The 16,865-nt window shown below is 68.8% G+C and carries 16 protein-coding genes; 7 read left to right on the forward strand and 9 right to left on the reverse strand.

The window, feature by feature from the left end; all coding sequences use genetic code 11:
* Positions 1 to 5 precede the first annotated feature (5 nt).
* The 3 genes from ACO1BU_RS02365 to secD are packed head-to-tail and all read right to left on the reverse strand — an operon-like array spanning position 6 to position 3,594.
* Positions 6 to 974, reverse strand: coding sequence for a tripartite tricarboxylate transporter substrate-binding protein (locus ACO1BU_RS02365; RefSeq protein WP_424134293.1), 969 nt, complete (start codon positions 972 to 974; stop codon positions 6 to 8).
* Positions 971 to 1,972 carry a protein translocase subunit SecF gene (secF, locus tag ACO1BU_RS02370; protein ID WP_424134294.1) on the reverse strand — a complete coding sequence of 334 codons (1,002 nt, stop codon included), beginning with the start codon at positions 1,970 to 1,972 and terminating at the stop codon, positions 971 to 973. Before secF ends, ACO1BU_RS02365 begins: the two co-directional genes overlap by 4 nt.
* A 14-nt stretch (positions 1,973 to 1,986) precedes the next feature.
* Positions 1,987 to 3,594 carry a protein translocase subunit SecD gene (gene secD / locus ACO1BU_RS02375; RefSeq protein ID WP_424134295.1) on the reverse strand — a complete coding sequence of 536 codons (1,608 nt, stop codon included), beginning with the start codon at positions 3,592 to 3,594 and terminating at the stop codon, positions 1,987 to 1,989.
* Between the two features lie 157 nt (positions 3,595 to 3,751).
* On the opposite strand from secD, the gene ACO1BU_RS02380 reads away from it, so the two are divergent.
* Entirely contained in the window at positions 3,752 to 4,720 is a 969-nt protein-coding gene (locus tag ACO1BU_RS02380; protein WP_424134296.1) for a Gfo/Idh/MocA family protein, read from the forward strand.
* Positions 4,721 to 4,782: 62 nt separating this feature from the next.
* On the opposite strand, the gene ACO1BU_RS02385 is transcribed toward ACO1BU_RS02380, so the two are convergent.
* The 4 genes from ACO1BU_RS02385 to fsa form a co-directional block, all read right to left on the reverse strand.
* On the reverse strand, positions 4,783 to 5,754 hold the full coding sequence (locus ACO1BU_RS02385) for a Bug family tripartite tricarboxylate transporter substrate binding protein (protein ID WP_424134297.1): 972 nt from the start codon (positions 5,752 to 5,754) through the stop codon (positions 4,783 to 4,785).
* Between the two features lie 216 nt (positions 5,755 to 5,970).
* Positions 5,971 to 7,203: a YeeE/YedE family protein gene (locus ACO1BU_RS02390; RefSeq protein WP_424134298.1), complete on the reverse strand. Its 1,233-nt coding sequence runs from the start codon at positions 7,201 to 7,203 to the stop codon at positions 5,971 to 5,973.
* A 131-nt stretch (positions 7,204 to 7,334) separates the two neighbouring features.
* Complete coding sequence (locus ACO1BU_RS02395) at positions 7,335 to 7,550, reverse strand: hypothetical protein (RefSeq protein ID WP_424134299.1); 216 nt, start codon at positions 7,548 to 7,550, stop codon at positions 7,335 to 7,337.
* 170 nt (positions 7,551 to 7,720) lie between these two features.
* Complete coding sequence (gene fsa / locus ACO1BU_RS02400; RefSeq protein ID WP_424134300.1) at positions 7,721 to 8,377, reverse strand: fructose-6-phosphate aldolase; 657 nt, start codon at positions 8,375 to 8,377, stop codon at positions 7,721 to 7,723.
* A gap of 69 nt (positions 8,378 to 8,446) precedes the next feature.
* Here fsa and ACO1BU_RS02405 point away from each other — a divergent pair, with 69 nt between their 5' ends.
* Positions 8,447 to 10,777: a primosomal protein N' gene (locus ACO1BU_RS02405; RefSeq protein ID WP_424134301.1), complete on the forward strand. Its 2,331-nt coding sequence runs from the start codon at positions 8,447 to 8,449 to the stop codon at positions 10,775 to 10,777.
* Positions 10,778 to 10,808: 31 nt separating this feature from the next.
* Here the strand turns inward: ACO1BU_RS02405 and ACO1BU_RS02410 are convergent, their stop codons facing one another.
* Together ACO1BU_RS02410 and ACO1BU_RS02415 are read right to left on the reverse strand one after the other, a co-directional pair.
* A complete protein-coding gene (locus ACO1BU_RS02410) occupies positions 10,809 to 11,072 on the reverse strand; it encodes a hypothetical protein (RefSeq protein ID WP_424134302.1) in 264 nt (87 codons plus the stop codon).
* A gap of 84 nt (positions 11,073 to 11,156) precedes the next feature.
* Positions 11,157 to 11,399, reverse strand: coding sequence for a hypothetical protein (locus ACO1BU_RS02415; RefSeq protein ID WP_424134303.1), 243 nt, complete (start codon positions 11,397 to 11,399; stop codon positions 11,157 to 11,159).
* Between the two features lie 374 nt (positions 11,400 to 11,773).
* Here ACO1BU_RS02415 and ACO1BU_RS02420 point away from each other — a divergent pair, with 374 nt between their 5' ends.
* Genes ACO1BU_RS02420 through atpC form a run of 5 tightly spaced genes read left to right on the forward strand, consistent with a single transcriptional unit; the run spans position 11,774 to position 16,665 of the window.
* Positions 11,774 to 12,358 carry a F0F1 ATP synthase subunit delta gene (locus tag ACO1BU_RS02420; RefSeq protein ID WP_424134304.1) on the forward strand — a complete coding sequence of 195 codons (585 nt, stop codon included), beginning with the start codon at positions 11,774 to 11,776 and terminating at the stop codon, positions 12,356 to 12,358.
* Positions 12,359 to 12,360: 2 nt separating this feature from the next.
* Positions 12,361 to 13,893 (forward strand): F0F1 ATP synthase subunit alpha, encoded by a 1,533-nt coding sequence (gene atpA / locus ACO1BU_RS02425; RefSeq protein WP_424134305.1) that lies wholly within the window; start codon positions 12,361 to 12,363, stop codon positions 13,891 to 13,893.
* Positions 13,894 to 13,917: 24 nt separating this feature from the next.
* The gene (locus tag ACO1BU_RS02430) at positions 13,918 to 14,808 is read left to right on the forward strand and encodes a F0F1 ATP synthase subunit gamma (protein WP_424134306.1); all 891 of its coding nucleotides are present in this window, start codon (positions 13,918 to 13,920) and stop codon (positions 14,806 to 14,808) included.
* A gap of 13 nt (positions 14,809 to 14,821) precedes the next feature.
* A complete protein-coding gene (gene atpD, locus ACO1BU_RS02435) occupies positions 14,822 to 16,249 on the forward strand; it encodes a F0F1 ATP synthase subunit beta (protein WP_424134307.1) in 1,428 nt (475 codons plus the stop codon).
* Positions 16,250 to 16,254: 5 nt separating this feature from the next.
* Positions 16,255 to 16,665, forward strand: a complete 411-nt coding sequence (atpC, locus tag ACO1BU_RS02440) for an ATP synthase F1 subunit epsilon (protein WP_424134308.1) — start codon at positions 16,255 to 16,257, stop codon at positions 16,663 to 16,665.
* The last annotated feature ends 200 nt before the right edge of the window (positions 16,666 to 16,865 follow it).

Consider the following 16,865-nt stretch of genomic DNA (forward strand, 5'->3'; position numbering starts at 1 on the left):
AGTGGCTAGCCTCCGATGACCTGCCAGGGCGAGGTTTCCCAGCGGTTGCGCAGGGTCAGCAAGTCCTCTCCGATCAGCGTCTTCCAGTCCGCCTCGCTCCGGAAATGCGGCAGGATGAGTCGAGCCTCAGCCTGGGCCAGGAACTCCGGGTCGGCGGCCGCGGCGGTCAGGGCCCGGGTGATTTTTGCCGCCATGGTAGGGGTCGTGCCGGAAGGAACGGCGATACCGCGGCGCAGCGCACCCTCCAGTGGAAGGTCGGACTCACGGAAGGTCGGCGCGTCGGGAAGCTGCGGGTGCCGGTCGGAGGCCGCGATTCCGAGCACCGCCAGTTTGTTCTCGCGAATGGAGATAAAGCATTCCGAGACCGTCAGCAGCGCGGCTGCTGCATTCCCGGCCACGGCCGCCTGGCGGGCCGCCGCCGCGGAGGGGAAGTGAAGTTGCTCCATGGGCAGCAGGGTGCCTAACTCAGCCCCTACGATGGCGGCGGCGCTCACCGGAGGCGGCAGGGCCAGGGGGCGCCCGTCGCCACCGGCGCGCAGCGTTTCCAGCTCCGTGCCCGGTGGGGCCACCAGTGCCACGGGTTCTTCCGTCACGGCGCCAAGGAAGCGCAGCCGATCAAGCAGGCCGGTCGCATGCCGCTCCACCATTCGCGCAATGATGAATGGGGTCGCGGCATAGGCCAGGACCGAGCCATCCGTCGCGGCGCCGGCCAGATCGCGCATCACCGCCAGCCCGCCTTCGCCGACCCGGTTCACGACCGAGACCTGCACCTCCTTCATGTGCCGCTCCAGGAAGGGAGCGAAGCCTCGGACCCAGAGATCGGCGCTGCTGCCGCCCGCCGCGCCGACCAGCAGCGTGATGCTGCGTGGCCGCGATGTGGGCGGGATGTAGGGAGCCGCAATCTGCGCCCGGGCGGCATGCCCACCGGCCAAGGCCAGGGGCAGGCTGCCGAGAAGGGCGCGCCGGGGGATCACCCGCGTGGCCTCGCGACTGGAGCCCCCGTGTGGGCCGCGGGCTTCGGCGTGGCCGGCTTGGCCGGCGCCTCCGTCCCGCGCCGCAGCCGGCGTTCGCCGAGGAAGAGCAGGATCGGCGCCGCGATGAAGATGGAGGAGGAGGCGGAGACGACGATGCCGAACAGCATCACCCAGGCGAAACCTGCCAGCGTGTCACCGCCGAAGAGCGCCAGTGGCAGCGCCGAAAGGAACAGCGTCATGGAGGTGCCAAGGGTGCGGTTCAACGTTTCGTTGATCGAGCGGTCGATCAGCTGCCGCAACGGCATCGCCTTGAACTTGCGCAGATTCTCCCGCATTCGGTCATAGACCACGACCTTGTCGTTGGCCGAGAAGCCGATGATCGTCAGGATCGCGGCGATGGTCGTCAGGTTGAACTCGATCCGCGTGACGGCGAGGAAGCCCACCACCTTCGTCGTGTCGAGGATCAGGGTGGCGATGGCGCCGACGGCGAACTGCCACTCAAACCGCACCCAGATGTAGATCAGCATCGCGCCAAGCGAGATGGCCAGCGCGATCAGCCCGCCCCGGAACAACTCGTCCGAGACGCGGTTGCCCACCGCCTCCGTCCGCAGGATGCGCGTGCCCGGCGCCACGCTCTCTAGCGCCCCGCGCACGCGGGAGACCGCCTGCTGCGTCGCCGCCTCCTCACCTTGAACGGGCAGGCGGATCAGGACAGTGGATTCATCGCCGAACTGCTGTAGCCCGACATCGCCCAGGCCGAGTCCGGAGACGGCGCCACGAAGCTGGCCGAGATCGGCGGGGGAGGGCGTGCGCGCCTCCATGATGATCCCGCCCTTGAAGTCGATTCCCTGCTCCAGACCGGGATGGAAGGCCAGCACGACCGAGGCCGTGGAGAGGATCGCCGAAACGACGAGCCCCGCGATCCGGCCCTTCATGAATTGGATCTGGGTGTTGTCGGGAACCAGGCGGAAAAGGGGGCGGCGAAGGAAGCCGAACATGATGGGTTTCCTTCTCAGACCGGCAGCTCGCGCGGGCGGCGCGCGCGGTACCACCAGGAGACGAGCAGGCGGACGAGGGTGGTGGCGGTCCACATCTGCACGATGGTGCCGATGGCGACCGTGACGGCGAAGCCCTTCACCGGGCCGGAGCCGAAGGCGAACAGGCAGGCCATGGCGATCAGATTGGTCAGATTGCTGTCCATGATCGTGCCGGAGGCCTTGGTGAAGCCGGCCTCCAGCGCCTGGATGGGCGTGCGGCCCGCCTTGGTCTCCTCGCGGATGCGTTCATTGATCAGGATGTTGGCGTCCAGCGCCGTGCCCAGGGTCAGCACGATGCCCGCGATGCCCGGCAGGGTTAGCGTCGCCTGCAGCAGCGAGAGCGCGGCCATCATCAGCATGAGGTTCACGAGCAGCGCGACGTTCGCGAACCAGCCGAGCAGCCCGTAGGCGAAGCCCATATAGAGGAAGACAAAGAGCGCGCCGGCGGCAAGCGAGAGCATACCCGCGCGGATCGCGTCCGCGCCCAGCTCCGGCCCGACCGTCCGCTCCTCCACCACCGTCAGCGGGGCGGGCAGGGCACCGGCACGCAGCAGCACCGCGAGGTCATTGGCGGTGCGGACGGTGAAATTACCGCTGATCTGGCCGCTGCCACCGACGATCGGCTCCCGGATCACCGGGGCGGTGATCACCTTGTCATCCAGCACGATGGCGAAGGGGCGGCCGACATTCTGGCGCGTCACCTCCGCGAAGCGGCGGGTGCCGACGCTGTCGAAGGTGAAGTTCACCACCCATTCGCCGTTGCGGCTGTCCTGCCCCGCGCGGGCATCGGACAGGTTGGCTCCGTCCACCTCCACGCGGCGGCGCACGGCGTAGCGGCCGGGATTTACACCGTTGCGATCCTCGCCCGGAAGGAACTGCACGCCCGGCGGCGGGGCGGTGCCCGCATTCGGATTCGCGTTCTCGTCCAGCAGGTGGAAGGTCATGCGGGCGGTGCGGCCCAGCAGGTCCTTGATCCGGTTGGGATCCTCCACGCCCGGAAGCTGCACGAGGATACGGTTCGACCCCTGGCGGGCAATCAGCGCCTCGGACACGCCGGTCTCGTCGATGCGGCGGCGCACGATCTCCAGCGACTGCTCCACCGCGCCGCTGGCCCGCGCCACGAGCGCGGCGTCGGACAGGGTGGCGGTCACGGTGCCGTCGGGGGCGGTGGCGACGGTGATGTCCGGCTCGGTCGCCCCGGTGGCGGAGCCACGGATGGGAACCGGAATCGCCAGTTCCCGCAGCTGCGCGGCGGCGGCCTCGGCCTGGGCCGGGTCACGCACACGCAGGGAGAGGCGGCGGTTGTTCGGGTCGCCCGCCAGGTTCAGGTAACCGATATTGGCGGTGCGCAGCTTGGTCCGGGTGGCGTCGACCAGGCTCTCCACCCGTTCCCGCACCACGGCGTTCATATCCACCTCCAGCAGGAGGTAGGACCCGCCGCGCAGGTCGAGGCCCAGCGAGATCTGCCGCGCCGCCCAATCGGGCAGGGCGGAGCGCGGCACCAGGTTTGGCACGCAAAGAAGCAGCCCCAGGGCGATGACGCCGAGGATCGCGGCGACCTTCCACCGCGCGAAGTACAACATGGCCCGGGCGGCCCCCCGTCAGTTTAGATGCTTCGGTTCAGAAGATGCAGTTCGGCAATATGCCAGGAAGGGGCGGAAGATGCGTCCCGGCCGCCCCCGATGCAACCCTGGTCGCTTTTTGCTACAGCCCGCCCGGTTTCTTCTGGGGATCGGCATCATGCGGCTTCGTCTTGGCATCCTGGGAGCAGGGCATTTCGGCCGGTTCCACGCGCTGAAGGCCGCAAAGGGCCCGCGCTTCGACTTCATCGGCCTGCATGACGCCAACCCGGAGCGCGCCGCCGCAGTGGCCGGGGAGGCCGGCTGCCCCTCCCTTTCCGCGGAGGAAGTGATCGCGAAGGCCGACGCGGTGATCGTCGCCGCCCCCACCGCCTTCCATCACGGCCTGGCCCATGCCGCGCTCTCCGCCGGCAAGCATGTGCTGGTGGAAAAGCCCATTGCCGCCACGCTGGAGCAGGCGGACGACCTCGTCTCCCTGGCCCGGGCCAAGAACGTGGTCCTTCAGGTCGGCCAGCTCGAGCGCTTCTCCGGCGGCATGCGCGCGCTGCGGGCAGAAGGCGGCCTTGCCGCCCGGGTCGGACGCCCCCTCTATATGGAGGCGATCCGCATCGCCCCCTTCCGCCCCCGCAGCCTGGATGTCTCGGTGGTGCTGGACCTGATGATCCACGACCTGGACCTGGCCCTGGCCCTGGCGAACAGTCCGCTGGTCGGCGTGGATGCGGTGGGTGCCAGCATCGCTTCCCCGACCATTGACATCGCGAATGCCCGGCTCCGCTTCGGCAATGGCGCCGCCGCCACCATCACCGCCAGCCGTGTCTCCCTGCATATGGAGCGCCGCCTGCGCCTCTTCGGCGATGCAGGCTACCTAAACCTCGACCACCTGAAGCGGGAGATGAGCTGGGTCCGCCGGGGGGAGGGGGACTCGCTGGAGCAGATCCCGGATTACGGGATCTCCCACGCCACCTGGGCCGAGAGCGACAGCCTGGAGGCCGAGCACGCCGCCTTCGCCGCCGCCTGCCTGGATGGGGCGCCGGTCGAGGCGGATGGCGCGGCCGGGCGGGCGGCGCTGGACGCGGCGCTGCGGGTGGAGGCGGCGGTCAAGGCTTCGCTAGCGGCTGTGACCGCCTGAGCATTCCGGAAGACCTCGCCTTCAGGTCCTTCCGCTGGCGCCCGGGTCCCAGGCAGCCCTCATCAGTCCGCGCTGACGCCGGCCGCGCGCGCCACTTCGCCCCAGCGCTTGTCCTCGGCCGCGGCGCGGGTGGCAATTTCCGCCCGCCCGGAGCCGACAGCCTCGGCGCCGAGTTCAGCGAAGCGGCGCACGACCTCCGGGTCGCGGGCAGCAGTCCTCACGGCTTCCTCCATCCTCTTGGCGATGACCTCGGGCAGCCCTGCGGGCGCGCCGACCGCCAGCCAGGATGATGCCTCGAAGCCCGGCAGGGTTTCCGCGACGAGCGGAAGCTCCGGCGCCAGGGGCGAGCGCTGGGCGCTGCTGATCGCGACAGCCCGCACGAGGCCGTCGCGCATGAAGGGAAAGGCGGTCGGGAAGCCGTCGATCATCATGGGCACGCGGCCGGCGATGAGGTCGCGCAGCGCCTCCTGATTGCCGCGGTAGTGGACCAGTTCGCAGCGGGTTCCCAGCCGCTGGAGCAGCATCTCCGTGGCAAGGTGGGGAATGACGCCTGCACCCGGTGTGGCGCAGAGCGGCGGCACCGCCTGCGCCCGCATCCATTCGCCGAGTTCGGCGACGCTCGAAACCGGGACGGAGGGATGCACCAGCACCAGGGACGGGAAGCGCGCGATCTCGCTGATCAGGGTGAAGTCGCGCAGCGGGTCGAAGGGCATGCTGCGGTAGATGTGCCGGTTGACCGCGAGCGGCGCCGCGAAGAGCGTCCCGAAAGTCAGCCCATCCGGCACGGCGCGCGCGATCGCCGCGGCGCCGATGTTTCCGGCGGCGCCGGGGCGGTTCTCCACGACAATGGATTGGCCCAGCTCGGCCTCGAGACGCTGCGCCAGAATGCGGGTGAGCAGGTCCGGCCCGCCCCCCGGCGGGAAGCCGACAATCCATCGGAGCGGCCGTTGGGGCCAGGATTCCGATCTCGCGGAGGAAGATCCCGTCGCGCTCAGCACGGCGAGAGAGGCAATGAGGGCGCGACGGGAAAGCATCAAAGCAAGTCCGGATTGATTTCGGGGGCAAGGGGGCGGGGCCGAATGCCCCGCCGAACCCGCACGGGTGCCGCCGTCATTCACTTCGGGGCACCGCTATGCGGGAGTCGCTCAGCGTTATGGCGCCCCGGCGAAGTCCCGGATCAACCGGGGGGCGGAGCGCCCAGGCCGGTCATACCGCCCTGGGGCTGCATGCTGCATCGGTCTGCATCGGTGTCAGCAGGCGTTCTGCCGCGGCACCCGCTCCACCTCCAACCCGAAGAAAGGCCGGAACCGCGTGCCCAGCACGTTGCCGAAGAAGGCCGCCACCATCCAGACCCAGCCATGCAGGCTGCCGGAGGCGATGCCGGAGAAATAGGCGCCGATATTGCAGCCATAGGCCAGCCGCGCGCCGTAGCCGAGCATGACGCCGCCGACCACCGCAGCAATGGCGGAGCGCAGGGGAACGCGGAACTTCGGCGCATAGCGCCCGGCCAGCGCCGCGGCCAACAGCGCGCCGACGATGATGCCGATATCCATCACGGAGGTGACGTCGTTCAGCACGCTGTTCTCCAGCGCCGCCCGCGCGGCCGGCGCGGAGAAATAGGGCCAGCTCGCCACGTCGAAGCCCAACGCCAGGGCAATCTTGGAACCCCAGAGCGCGAAGGCCGAGGTGATGCCCCAGGGCCGGCCCGACAGGGCCAGGGTGGCGAAGTTCAGCACCGCCAGCGCCACGGCGCCCGCCACCATCGGCCAGGGGCCACGTAGGAAGCGGGGCAGGCCGGAACGCGGAGAGGCGGTGCCGGGCACCAGGCGGCCATGCTCGCGCTTCTCCAGCACCACCGTCAGGCCCGCGATCAGGGCGAAGAGGGCAAGGTTCACCAGCAGCGCCGGCAGCACGCCCCAGGCGCTGACCATTGAGATCGGTGGCAGATGGGGCAGGGCCGCCCACCAATGCAGATGCGCTGCGCCCAGGGTGGATCCGAAGATGAAGGCCACAAGCGTCAGCACCATCCGGACCGAGCCGCCGCCCGCCGTGTAAAGCGTGCCCGAGGCGCAGCCGCCGCCAAGCTGCATGCCGATGCCGAAGAGGAAGGCGCCGAACACCATGCCGACGCCAACGGGCGAGACCAGGCCCTGCACAGGCTGCCCGAACAGCGAGCCCGCCGAAAGCACAGGGAAAAAGAGCAGGACGGCGATGGCGAGCATCACCATCTGGGCGCGCAGTCCCGCTCCGCGCCGGTCTGCGATGAAGACCCGCCAAGCCGAGGTGAAGCCGAAAGAGGCATGATAGAGGACGAGGCCGAGCACGGCGCCCAACAGATACAGGGCGGCCTGCCGGACATGGACCTGTTGCCCGATCAGCGCCATGCCGCCGGCCAGCAGGACGGCGGCGCCCAGGGCGGCTGCCGTCTGGATGCCGGGTGGCTGCGGTGCCCGGGGCACGGCCTCGAAGGTGGTTGCGGACATCACTGAGATCTCCCGGCGCGCGAGGGCGAGATCGGTTTCGCACGGACCGGCGTGAATTAATACCGAACCTCTTTTATTTCACGACAGAGCTCGATGCATTTCGCGCATTCCACATCCGCGATAGCGAAAGCTCAGCTCGTCCCGCTCTCGGTCGTCTTGTCGCTCTCGGCCAACTCGCGGAGCTCCCTGGAGCTGAGGCCACCCGGAATCGAGCCGGCCAGCGCCCCGTCACCAGCATCCTCATGCGCCTTGCGGGTTGGCGCTCCTCCAGCGGTGTGGGTCTCGTCCGTGGCCGAGGGCTTCGCTTCGGTGCCGGGCTTCTTCGCGTCGTCGCTGGTGCCACTCATGCTCCGTCTCCACTCCGGATCGCAGTTTCCGATCCGCAAGCAACGCCTGGAGGCAGAGGGAAGATGCTTGGGGAAGCGCGGCGAAGGCCAAAGCCGGGCCGGAAAAGCCGAACGCCAGGGGCTTGCGGCCCCTGGCGTCCTGAAACTGACAGCGATGTCCTGCTGCTGCGTCAGAGAATGGACTGGCCGGTCTTCCTCCAATCGGCCAGGAAGCTCTCGAGCCCGCGGTCCGTAAGGGGGTGCTTGTAGAGCGACTTGATCACCGCAGGCGGCAGGGTGGCCACATGCGCGCCCATCTTCGCGGCCTGGATCAGGTGGATTGGATGGCGGATGGAGGCAACCAGCACCTCCGTCTTGATGGCGTCGTAGTTCTTATAGATCTGCACGGTGTCGGCGATCAGCTGCATGCCGTCCTGGCCGATATCGTCCAGCCGCCCGACGAAGGGGGAGATGTAGGTCGCGCCGGCCTTGCCCGCGAGCAGCGCCTGGGCCGCGGAGAAGCACAGGGTCACGTTGACCATCACCCCGTTGTTCACCATATGTTTGCATGCGCGCAGCCCGGCTTCGGTCAGCGGCAGCTTGATGACGACATTGGGGGCGATCCGCCCGAGGTACTCGCCCTCACGCATCATGCCGTCGTAATCCGTGGCCGTGACCTCCGCGCTGACCGGGCCGGGGGTAATGTCGCAGATCTCCTTGATGACCTCCGCCATCGGCCGGCCGGACTTGGCGATCAAGGAGGGGTTGGTGGTGACGCCGTCGAGCAGCCCGCTCTCGGCGAGGGCGCGAATCTCGGAGACCTCGGCGGTGTCCACGAAGAATTTCATGATCTTGGTCCTGGAAAGCGCGGTCGGCGCCGCTGCGGGGCAAGGGATCTCGGAAGTGGATCAATAGCAATGGCGGAAGGCGAGTCCAGCGCCCAGCAGGCAAGCCTCGACGGCGGTCTCTTCGGGGATGGTCTTGTCTCCGCTCCGGCTGCCACTGTGAAGGGCAAGCGCCGTGGCGCCGCGCCCAAGGGGCCGCCCGTCCGCCGTATCCGGGTCCTGCTGCCCCTGCCGCTCGATACCCCGGGGGGCGGGGCCTATGACTACCGCGTTCCCAATGGCACGCCCCTGCCGGAACTGGGCAGTTTCGTCGCCGTGCCTCTGGGAGGGCGCGAGATGCTCGGCGTGGTCTGGGATGGCGAACCTGACCCGACTCTGCCCGAAGGCCGGCTGCGCGACATCCTGGGCATCATGCCCGCGCCCCCGATGAAGGAGGCATTGCGCCGTTTCGTCGGATGGGTGGCCGCCTATACGCTTTCCCCGCCTGGTGCCGTGCTGCGTATGGCGATGAGCGTGCCTTCCGCGCTGGAACCGCCAAGCCAGCAGGCCGGCTGGAAGCTCTCGCCAGCCGGAGAGGCGGCCCGGGCCGGGGCTCCCGGCTATCGGATGACCGTCCAACGCCGCCGCGTGCTGGAAGCCATGGAGCCCGGCGAGCCCCGCGCCGGCGCCGATATCGCCGATGAGGCCGAGGTTTCGACCGGCGTGCTGCGCGGCATGGCCGATGCCGGGCTGATCGAGCCCGCCCTACTGCCGCGCCCTCGCAGCTTCCCCCAGCCCGACCCTGCTCATCCAGGCCCTAATTTGCTGGACGACCAGGCCGCGGCCGCTGCCGTCCTGCGCGATTCGGTGGCGAAGCGCGCCTTCGGCGTTACCCTGCTCGCGGGCGTCACCGGCTCCGGCAAGACCGAGGTCTATCTAGACGCCGTGGCCGAGTGCCTGCGCCAGGGCCGGCAGGCTTTGGTCCTGCTGCCGGAAATCGCCCTCTCCACCCAATGGCTGGACCGCTTCAAGGCGCGCTTCGGCTGTCCTCCCGCCCTCTGGCACTCGGAGCTTTCAGGCCGGCTGCGCCGCGCCACCTGGCGCGCCGTGGCGGATGGGGAAGTGGGAGTGCTGGTCGGCGCCCGTTCCGCCCTTTTCCTGCCCTTCCCGGATCTCGGCCTGATCATCGTGGACGAGGAGCACGAGACCGCCTTCAAGCAGGAGGACGGCGTCATTTACCACGCGCGTGACATGGCCGTGGTGCGCGCCCGCATGGCGCAGGCCACCTGCGTCCTCGTCTCCGCAACGCCCAGCCTGGAAACCCTGACCAATGCCGAGCAGGGCCGCTATTCCGCGGTCAACCTCCCCAGCCGCCACGGTAGCGCCGGGCTGCCGGAGGTGGAGGTGCTGGATCTCCGCAAGGTTCCGCCGGAACGCGGCCGCTTCATCTCCCCCCCGCTGATCGAGGCTATTACGGAAACCCTGGCCCGGGGGGAGCAGGCCATGCTCTTCCTGAACCGCCGGGGCTATGCGCCGATGACGCTGTGCCGCACCTGCGGCCACCGGATCCGCTGCCCGAATTGCACGGCCTGGCTGGTGGAGCACCGCGCCCAGCGCCGCCTGCAATGCCACCATTGCGGCCATGCCGAGCCCATCCCGCAGCACTGCCCGGAATGCGGTGCCGAGGGCAGCCTGACGGCCATCGGGCCGGGCGTGGAGCGTGTGCAGGAGGAGGCTGCGGTGCTCTTCCCGGATGCCCGCCGCCTGGTCATGGCCTCCGATACCATCCCCGGCCCCGCCGCGGCGGCCGAAGCCGCGCGCATGATCCAGGATCGCGAGGTGGACTTGCTGATCGGCACTCAGATCGTCGCAAAGGGCTGGCACTTCGCGCATTTGACGCTGGTCGGAGTGGTGGATGCCGATCTCGGCCTGGCCGGGGGCGACCTCCGTGCGGCGGAGCGCACGGTCCAACTTCTCCATCAGGTGGCGGGCCGCGCCGGCCGAGCGGAAAGCCCCGGGCGCGTCCTGCTGCAATCCTGGAATCCGGAGCACCCCGTGATGCAGGCGCTCGTCTCCGGCAATCTGGAGCAGTTCATGGCCGAGGAGGCCGAGGCCCGCCGCCCCGGTGCCTGGCCGCCCTTCGGCCGCCTGGCTGCCCTGATCGTCTCCTCCGAGGATGAGCGCGCCGCGGACCGCGTGGCCCGCGATCTCGGTCTGGCAGCGCCGGGCGGGGAAGGGGTCCAGGTCCTCGGCCCCGCCCCCGCGCCGCTGGCGATGCTGCGCGGCCGCCATCGCCGCCGCCTGCTGCTGAAGGCGCGGCGGGACGTGGCGGTACAGCCCCTTCTGCGCGCCTGGCTGTCCCGGGTGGAAGTGCCGAATGCCGTGCGGGTCCAGGTGGATGTGGACCCCGTAAGCTTCCTCTAGGCCGGCCAAGAGGCCGCGCGGGGCCGGTCCGCTAGCCCTGCCGGGGAAGGTCCTCGATGGCGTTCCGGGCCTCGGCCACCCCCGGGCCCTCGACGAAATCCTCCGTCGAATCGGCTCGGTCCACGAAGCCGGGAATCGCCGACCGCATCGCGGGATCGGACTCCGGGACGCCGTCTTTCAGGGACTCGTCAAGCTCGGCGCCCCGTCCAACCCCGGGCTGGACCCCCTCGGTCCAGCCGCCTGTCTCCCGCTGCCAGGTCGCACCCGGTGTGTTCTGGACCTTGGGATCAGCCATGGCCTGCGCTCCGTGATTGATCTGAAAGTTACCCGCAGACGCGGGGGCGTGGCGGCTGAAGTCGGCCACCTCGCCCGTCAGGCCTCAAGGCTTGCCGCCCGAGACGGCACCGGCCTCGCCGCTGCCCTGATCGGCCGCCTTGCCGAGATCCTCGCCATCCGGGGCGATGAAGCCGGTCGCGCCGGTGTTCATGTTCGCGGGATCGGAGGCCGGGAAGGTGTCCTCGACAGCCTTGTCCTGCTTGGCCGAGCTTGTGGCGCCGGGGTTGAGGTCAGAAACCCACTCACCCGTCTCGTCCCGCTTCTGGTCGGTCCTGTTCTTGTCCATTCTGGCCTCTCCCGGAGGGGTGTCGTGATCGGCCCGGCCGGGCGCTATGCGCCCGTCACCGGTCCCATATGAAGCGCCAGAGACGGGGGAGGGTTCCATCGGCCAGCGCGCATCCTATCTTAGGTTGTGTCCTGCATCGACCGGTGCCCGACAATACCGGCCAATACGGCATCAATTCCGCCTCGGTGCACCATTCTGTTGCGATCCAGGGCGGTTGCTGCGTCGCATTGCATCATGGTAAGGGGCGCGCGCCAGCGCCGGGGGATTCCCGGGCGTCTCGCGCAGGCCCGTGAAGCTCCAGTGAAGCCAGAGTGGCGGCAGCGGGAGCGGAGCGGGCCGCCGGGTCCTTACCAACCCCTCGAACGGGATCGCCAGTGGCCTCCGAAACCGCCGCCACCGACAAGGCTTTCGCTCCCAAGACGGGAGGCGTGGCGCAGCGCTACGCCCTCGCCCTGCTGGAGCTGGCCAAGGACACCAAGTCCGTTGAGTTCGTTGCCGACAACGTCGACAAGCTGGCCGCCCTGATCCGGGGCGATGCCGGCTTCCGCGCCTTCCTTGCCGATCCCCGGCTGGACGCCCAGGCCCAGCAGAGGGGTGCCTTCGCTGTGCTGGATCGCGCCGGAATCGGCGGCGAGGTGAAGAACTTGGTCGGCGTGCTCATCGCCAATCGCCGGCTGGCCAACCTGGCCTCCGTTCTCGCTACCTTCGGCACCCTGCTCGCCGAGCAGCGCGGGCAGCAGACTGCCGAGGTCACAACCGCGCATCCGCTGACCGCTACGCAGCGGACCCAGATCGTCGCCCGCCTCACCGAGGCCGGCTATTCCAACGTCCGGCTTGCCGAGACGCTGGACCCATCCATCCTCGGCGGCCTGATCGTGAAGCTCGGGTCCCGCCTGTATGACACTTCCATCAAGTCCAGGCTCCAGCGCCTGAGCTACGCCATGAAGGGGGCCGCCTGACCATGGACATCCGTCCCGCCGAAATTTCCGACATCCTGAAGCAGCAGATCGCTGGCTTCGACACCGAGGCCAACGTGGCCGAGGTGGGCACCGTCCTGACGGTCGGTGACGGCATCGCCCGTTGCTACGGCCTGCAGAACGTCATGGCCGGCGAGATGGTGGAGTTTCCCTCCGCCGGCGTGCGCGGCATGGCGTTGAACCTCGAGACCGACAATGTCGGCATCGTGGTGTTCGGCGATGACAGCCGCATCCGCGAGGGCGACACCGTCTCCCGCACCGGCACCATCGTGGACGTGCCGGTTGGCAAGGGCCTGCTCGGCCGCGTGGTCGATGGCCTCGGCAACCCGATCGATGGCAAGGGGCCGCTGACCGACGTCACGCGCTCCCGCGTTGAGGTGAAGGCGCCGGGCATCATTCCCCGGAAGTCCGTGCATGAGCCGATGCAGACGGGCATCAAGGCGATCGACAGCCTGATCCCGATCGGCCGCGGCCAGCGTGAGCTGATCATCGGCGACCGCCAGACCGGCAAGACCGCCGTTATCATCGACACGATCCTGAACCAGAAGCCGATCAACGCGCAGGGCGATGAGAGCAAGAAGCTCTATTGCATCTACGTCGCGATCGGTCAGAAGCGCTCCACGGTCGCCCAGCTCGTCCGCACCCTCGAGGAGCGCGGCGCGATGGAGTACTCCATCGTCGTGGCCGCCACGGCCTCCGACCCGGCCCCGATGCAGTTCCTGGCCCCGTACACGGGCTGCACCATGGGCGAGTTCTTCCGTGACAACGGCATGCATGCGGTCATCTTCTATGATGACCTCTCCAAGCAGGCCGTGGCCTACCGCCAGATGTCGCTGCTGCTGCGCCGTCCGCCGGGACGCGAGGCCTATCCGGGCGACGTGTTCTACCTGCACTCCCGCCTGCTGGAGCGAGCCGCGAAGATGGGTGAGGCCGCGGGCCTCGGCTCTCTGACCGCGCTGCCGGTGATCGAGACTCAGGCGGGCGACGTGTCCGCCTATATCCCGACCAACGTGATCTCCATCACGGATGGCCAGATCTTCCTTGAGACCGAGCTGTTCTTTAAGGGCATTCGCCCCGCCGTGAATGTGGGTCTGTCGGTGTCCCGCGTGGGCTCGGCGGCGCAGATCAAGGCGATGAAGCAGGTCGCCGGCAAGATTAAGCTGGAGCTGGCCCAGTACCGCGAGATGGCGGCCTTCGCTCAGTTCGCCTCCGACCTCGACGCCTCCACTCAGGCCCTGCTGGCCCGCGGCGCGCGTCTGACCGAGCTGCTGAAGCAGCCTCAGTATGCGCCGGTTCCGGTGGAGGAGCAGGTGGTGTCGATCTTCGCCGGCACCCGCGGCTACCTGGACAAGGTGCCGGTGAACCGCGTCGGTGAGTTCGAGAACCGCATGCTCGGCGAGCTGAAGGCGGCCAAGCCCGAGATCCTGGAGGCGATCCGCAAGGAGGGCCAGATCTCCGGCGACACCGACAAGGCGCTGGCTGCGTTCCTCGACGGCTTCGCCAAGACCTTCGGCTGACGCGGGAGGACCGGAGACACCTCCATGGCCAGCCTCAAGGACCTGCGTGGTCGCATCAACAGCGTGAAGTCCACGCGCAAGATCACGCAGGCGATGAAGATGGTCGCCGCCGCCAAGCTGCGTCGCGCTCAGGCGCAAGCAGAGGCGGCGCGGCCCTATGCCCAGCGGATGGAGCGCATGCTCGCCTCCCTCGGCGCCGCGGTGGCGGGCAGCCCCGATGCGCCGCAGATGCTGATCGGCACGGGGCGCGATCAGGTCCACCTGCTGGTCGTGGTGACTGCCGAGCGCGGTCTCTCCGGCCCCTTCAACACGAATGCCGGCCGCTTCGCGCGCGCCCGCATCCGTGCGCTGGAGGCCGAGGGCAAGACGGTGAAGCTGCTGACGGTGGGCCGCAAGGGCGCGGCCTATCTGCGCCGCGAGTTCGCCAGCCGTTTCATCGGCGACATCAGCTACCACAACGTCAAGCGCATCGGCTTCGAGCAGGCCGATGAGATCGCCGCCCGCATCACGGCAATGCTGGAAGCTGGCGAGTTCGACGTTTGCACGCTGATCTACAACCGCTTCCAGAGCGTCATCAGCCAGGTGGCGAGCGAACAGCGCCTGATCCCGGCGGCGCTGCCGGAGAATGACACGGCCGCCGCCCCTGCGGGCGAGCTGCCGGCCCTCTACGAATATGAGCCGGGCGAGGAGGAGCTTTTGGCGGCGCTGCTGCCGAAGAACCTCGCCATCCAGATCTATCGCGCGCTGCTGGAGAACCAGGCCGGCTTCTACGGAAGTCAGATGACGGCCATGGACAACGCCACCCGCAACGCCGGCGACATGATCAACCGGCTGACCCTGAATTATAACCGCACGCGACAGGCCAACATCACCAAGGAGCTGATCGAGATCATCTCCGGTGCCGAGGCGGTCTGAGGAGCCAATCCCCATGAAGAACAACGTCGGCAAGGTCACCCAGGTCCTCGGCGCCGTCGTGGACGTGCAGTTCCCCTCCGAGCTGCCCTTCATCCTGAACGCGCTGACCACCCAGGTCGGCGACCGCACCCTGGTGCTGGAAGTGGCGCAGGAGCTCGGCGAGCGCACCGTGCGCTGCATCGCCATGGACACCACGGACGGCCTCGTCCGCGGCACCGAGGTGGTGGACACGGGCAAGGGCATCTCCGTGCCCGTCGGTGAGGGCACGCTGGGCCGCATCGTGAACGTCATCGGCGAGCCGATCGACGAGCGCGGCCCGGTCCCCGCCGAGAAGTCCTACACCATTCACCGCGAAGCCCCCTCCTTCGAGGACCAGGCCACCGCGGCCGAGATCCTGGTGACGGGCATCAAGGTCATCGACCTGCTCGCCCCCTACCTGAAGGGCGGCAAGATCGGCCTCTTCGGCGGCGCCGGCGTCGGCAAGACGGTGACTATCCAGGAACTGATCAACAACATCGCCAAGGGTCATGGCGGCGTGTCGGTCTTCGCCGGCGTGGGTGAGCGCACCCGCGAGGGCAACGACCTCTATCACGAGATGATCGACGCCGGCGTCATCAAGCTCAACGAGAACGACACCGCCGGCTCCAAGGTGGCGCTGGTCTATGGCCAGATGAACGAGCCGCCGGGCGCCCGCGCCCGCGTCGCCCTCTCCGGCCTGTCCATGGCGGAATACTTCCGCGATGAGCAGGGCCAGGACGTGCTCTTCTTCATCGATAACATCTTCCGCTTCACCCAGGCGGGCGCCGAAGTGTCGGCTCTGCTGGGCCGCATCCCTTCCGCGGTGGGCTATCAGCCGACCCTGTCCACGGACATGGGCGCGCTGCAGGAGCGCATCACCTCCACGAAGAAGGGCTCGATCACCTCGGTGCAGGCCATCTACGTGCCGGCCGACGACCTGACCGACCCGGCCCCGGCCACCTCCTTCGCGCATCTTGACGCGACGACGGTGCTGAACCGCTCGATCGCCGAGCTGGGCATCTTCCCGGCCGTGGACCCGCTGGACTCCACCTCCCGCGCGCTCGACCCGCGCGTGGTGGGCGAGGAGCACTACCGCGTGGCCCGCGAGGTGCAGCGCGTCCTGCAGACCTACAAGTCGCTGCAGGACATCATCGCGATCCTGGGCATGGATGAGCTCTCGGAAGAGGACAAGCTGATCGTGGCGCGCGCGCGCAAGATCCAGCGCTTCCTCTCCCAACCCTTCCATGTGGCCGAGGTCTTCACCGGCACGCCGGGCGTCTTCGTGAAGCTTGAGGACACCATCCGCAGCTTCGCGGGCATCGTGGCCGGCGAGTACGACCACCTTCCCGAGGCCGCCTTCTACATGGTCGGCACCATCGAGGAGGCCGTGAAGAAGGCCGAGACCCTCAAGGTCGCGGCGTAAGCTTCATGGCAACCTTCGACCTCGAACTGGTCAGCCCGGAGCGCCTGCTCCTCTCGCGCCCCGTCGAGATGGCCGTCATCCCGGCGGTCGAGGGCGACATGGGCGTGCTTCCGAACCACTCCCCGATGATCGTCGCCCTCAAGGGCGGCATCATCCGGGTGACGGAGGACGGCCGCGAGACCGAGCAGCTCTTCATCATGGGCGGCTTCGCGGAGATCACCCCGACCCGCGTGACCGTGCTGGCTGACGAGGCCACCCCGGTCGCCACCCTCTCCAAGGCCAGCGCGGCCCAGCGCGTGGCTGAGGCGGAGGCCGCTCTGGCCGCCGCTGCCAATGACGCGCCGGAGGTGCGGGAGAAGGCCATGGACCGCGTGATGGCTGCCCGTGCCATGCAGGACGCCGCTCAGGCGGCGTGAGGGAAGGGGCGGAAGGCCCCGGCTCGTTCCGAGATGTTGCGCCCGAGGTCCCCGACCTCGGGCGCATCTCATTTGAAGTTTAGAGCTAAGAGGCGACAAGCGGGCGCGAGGGATTGAACCCGCGCGGGACTTGAAAGCGGCACCCCGGGACCGGCAAATGGGGAATCGGCTTGGCCCTATCCGGGGGGCGCCCCATCAGA

It is taken from the genome of Roseomonas chloroacetimidivorans, assembly GCF_049629625.1.
GTDB classification, from domain to species: domain Bacteria; phylum Pseudomonadota; class Alphaproteobacteria; order Acetobacterales; family Acetobacteraceae; genus Roseomonas; species Roseomonas chloroacetimidivorans.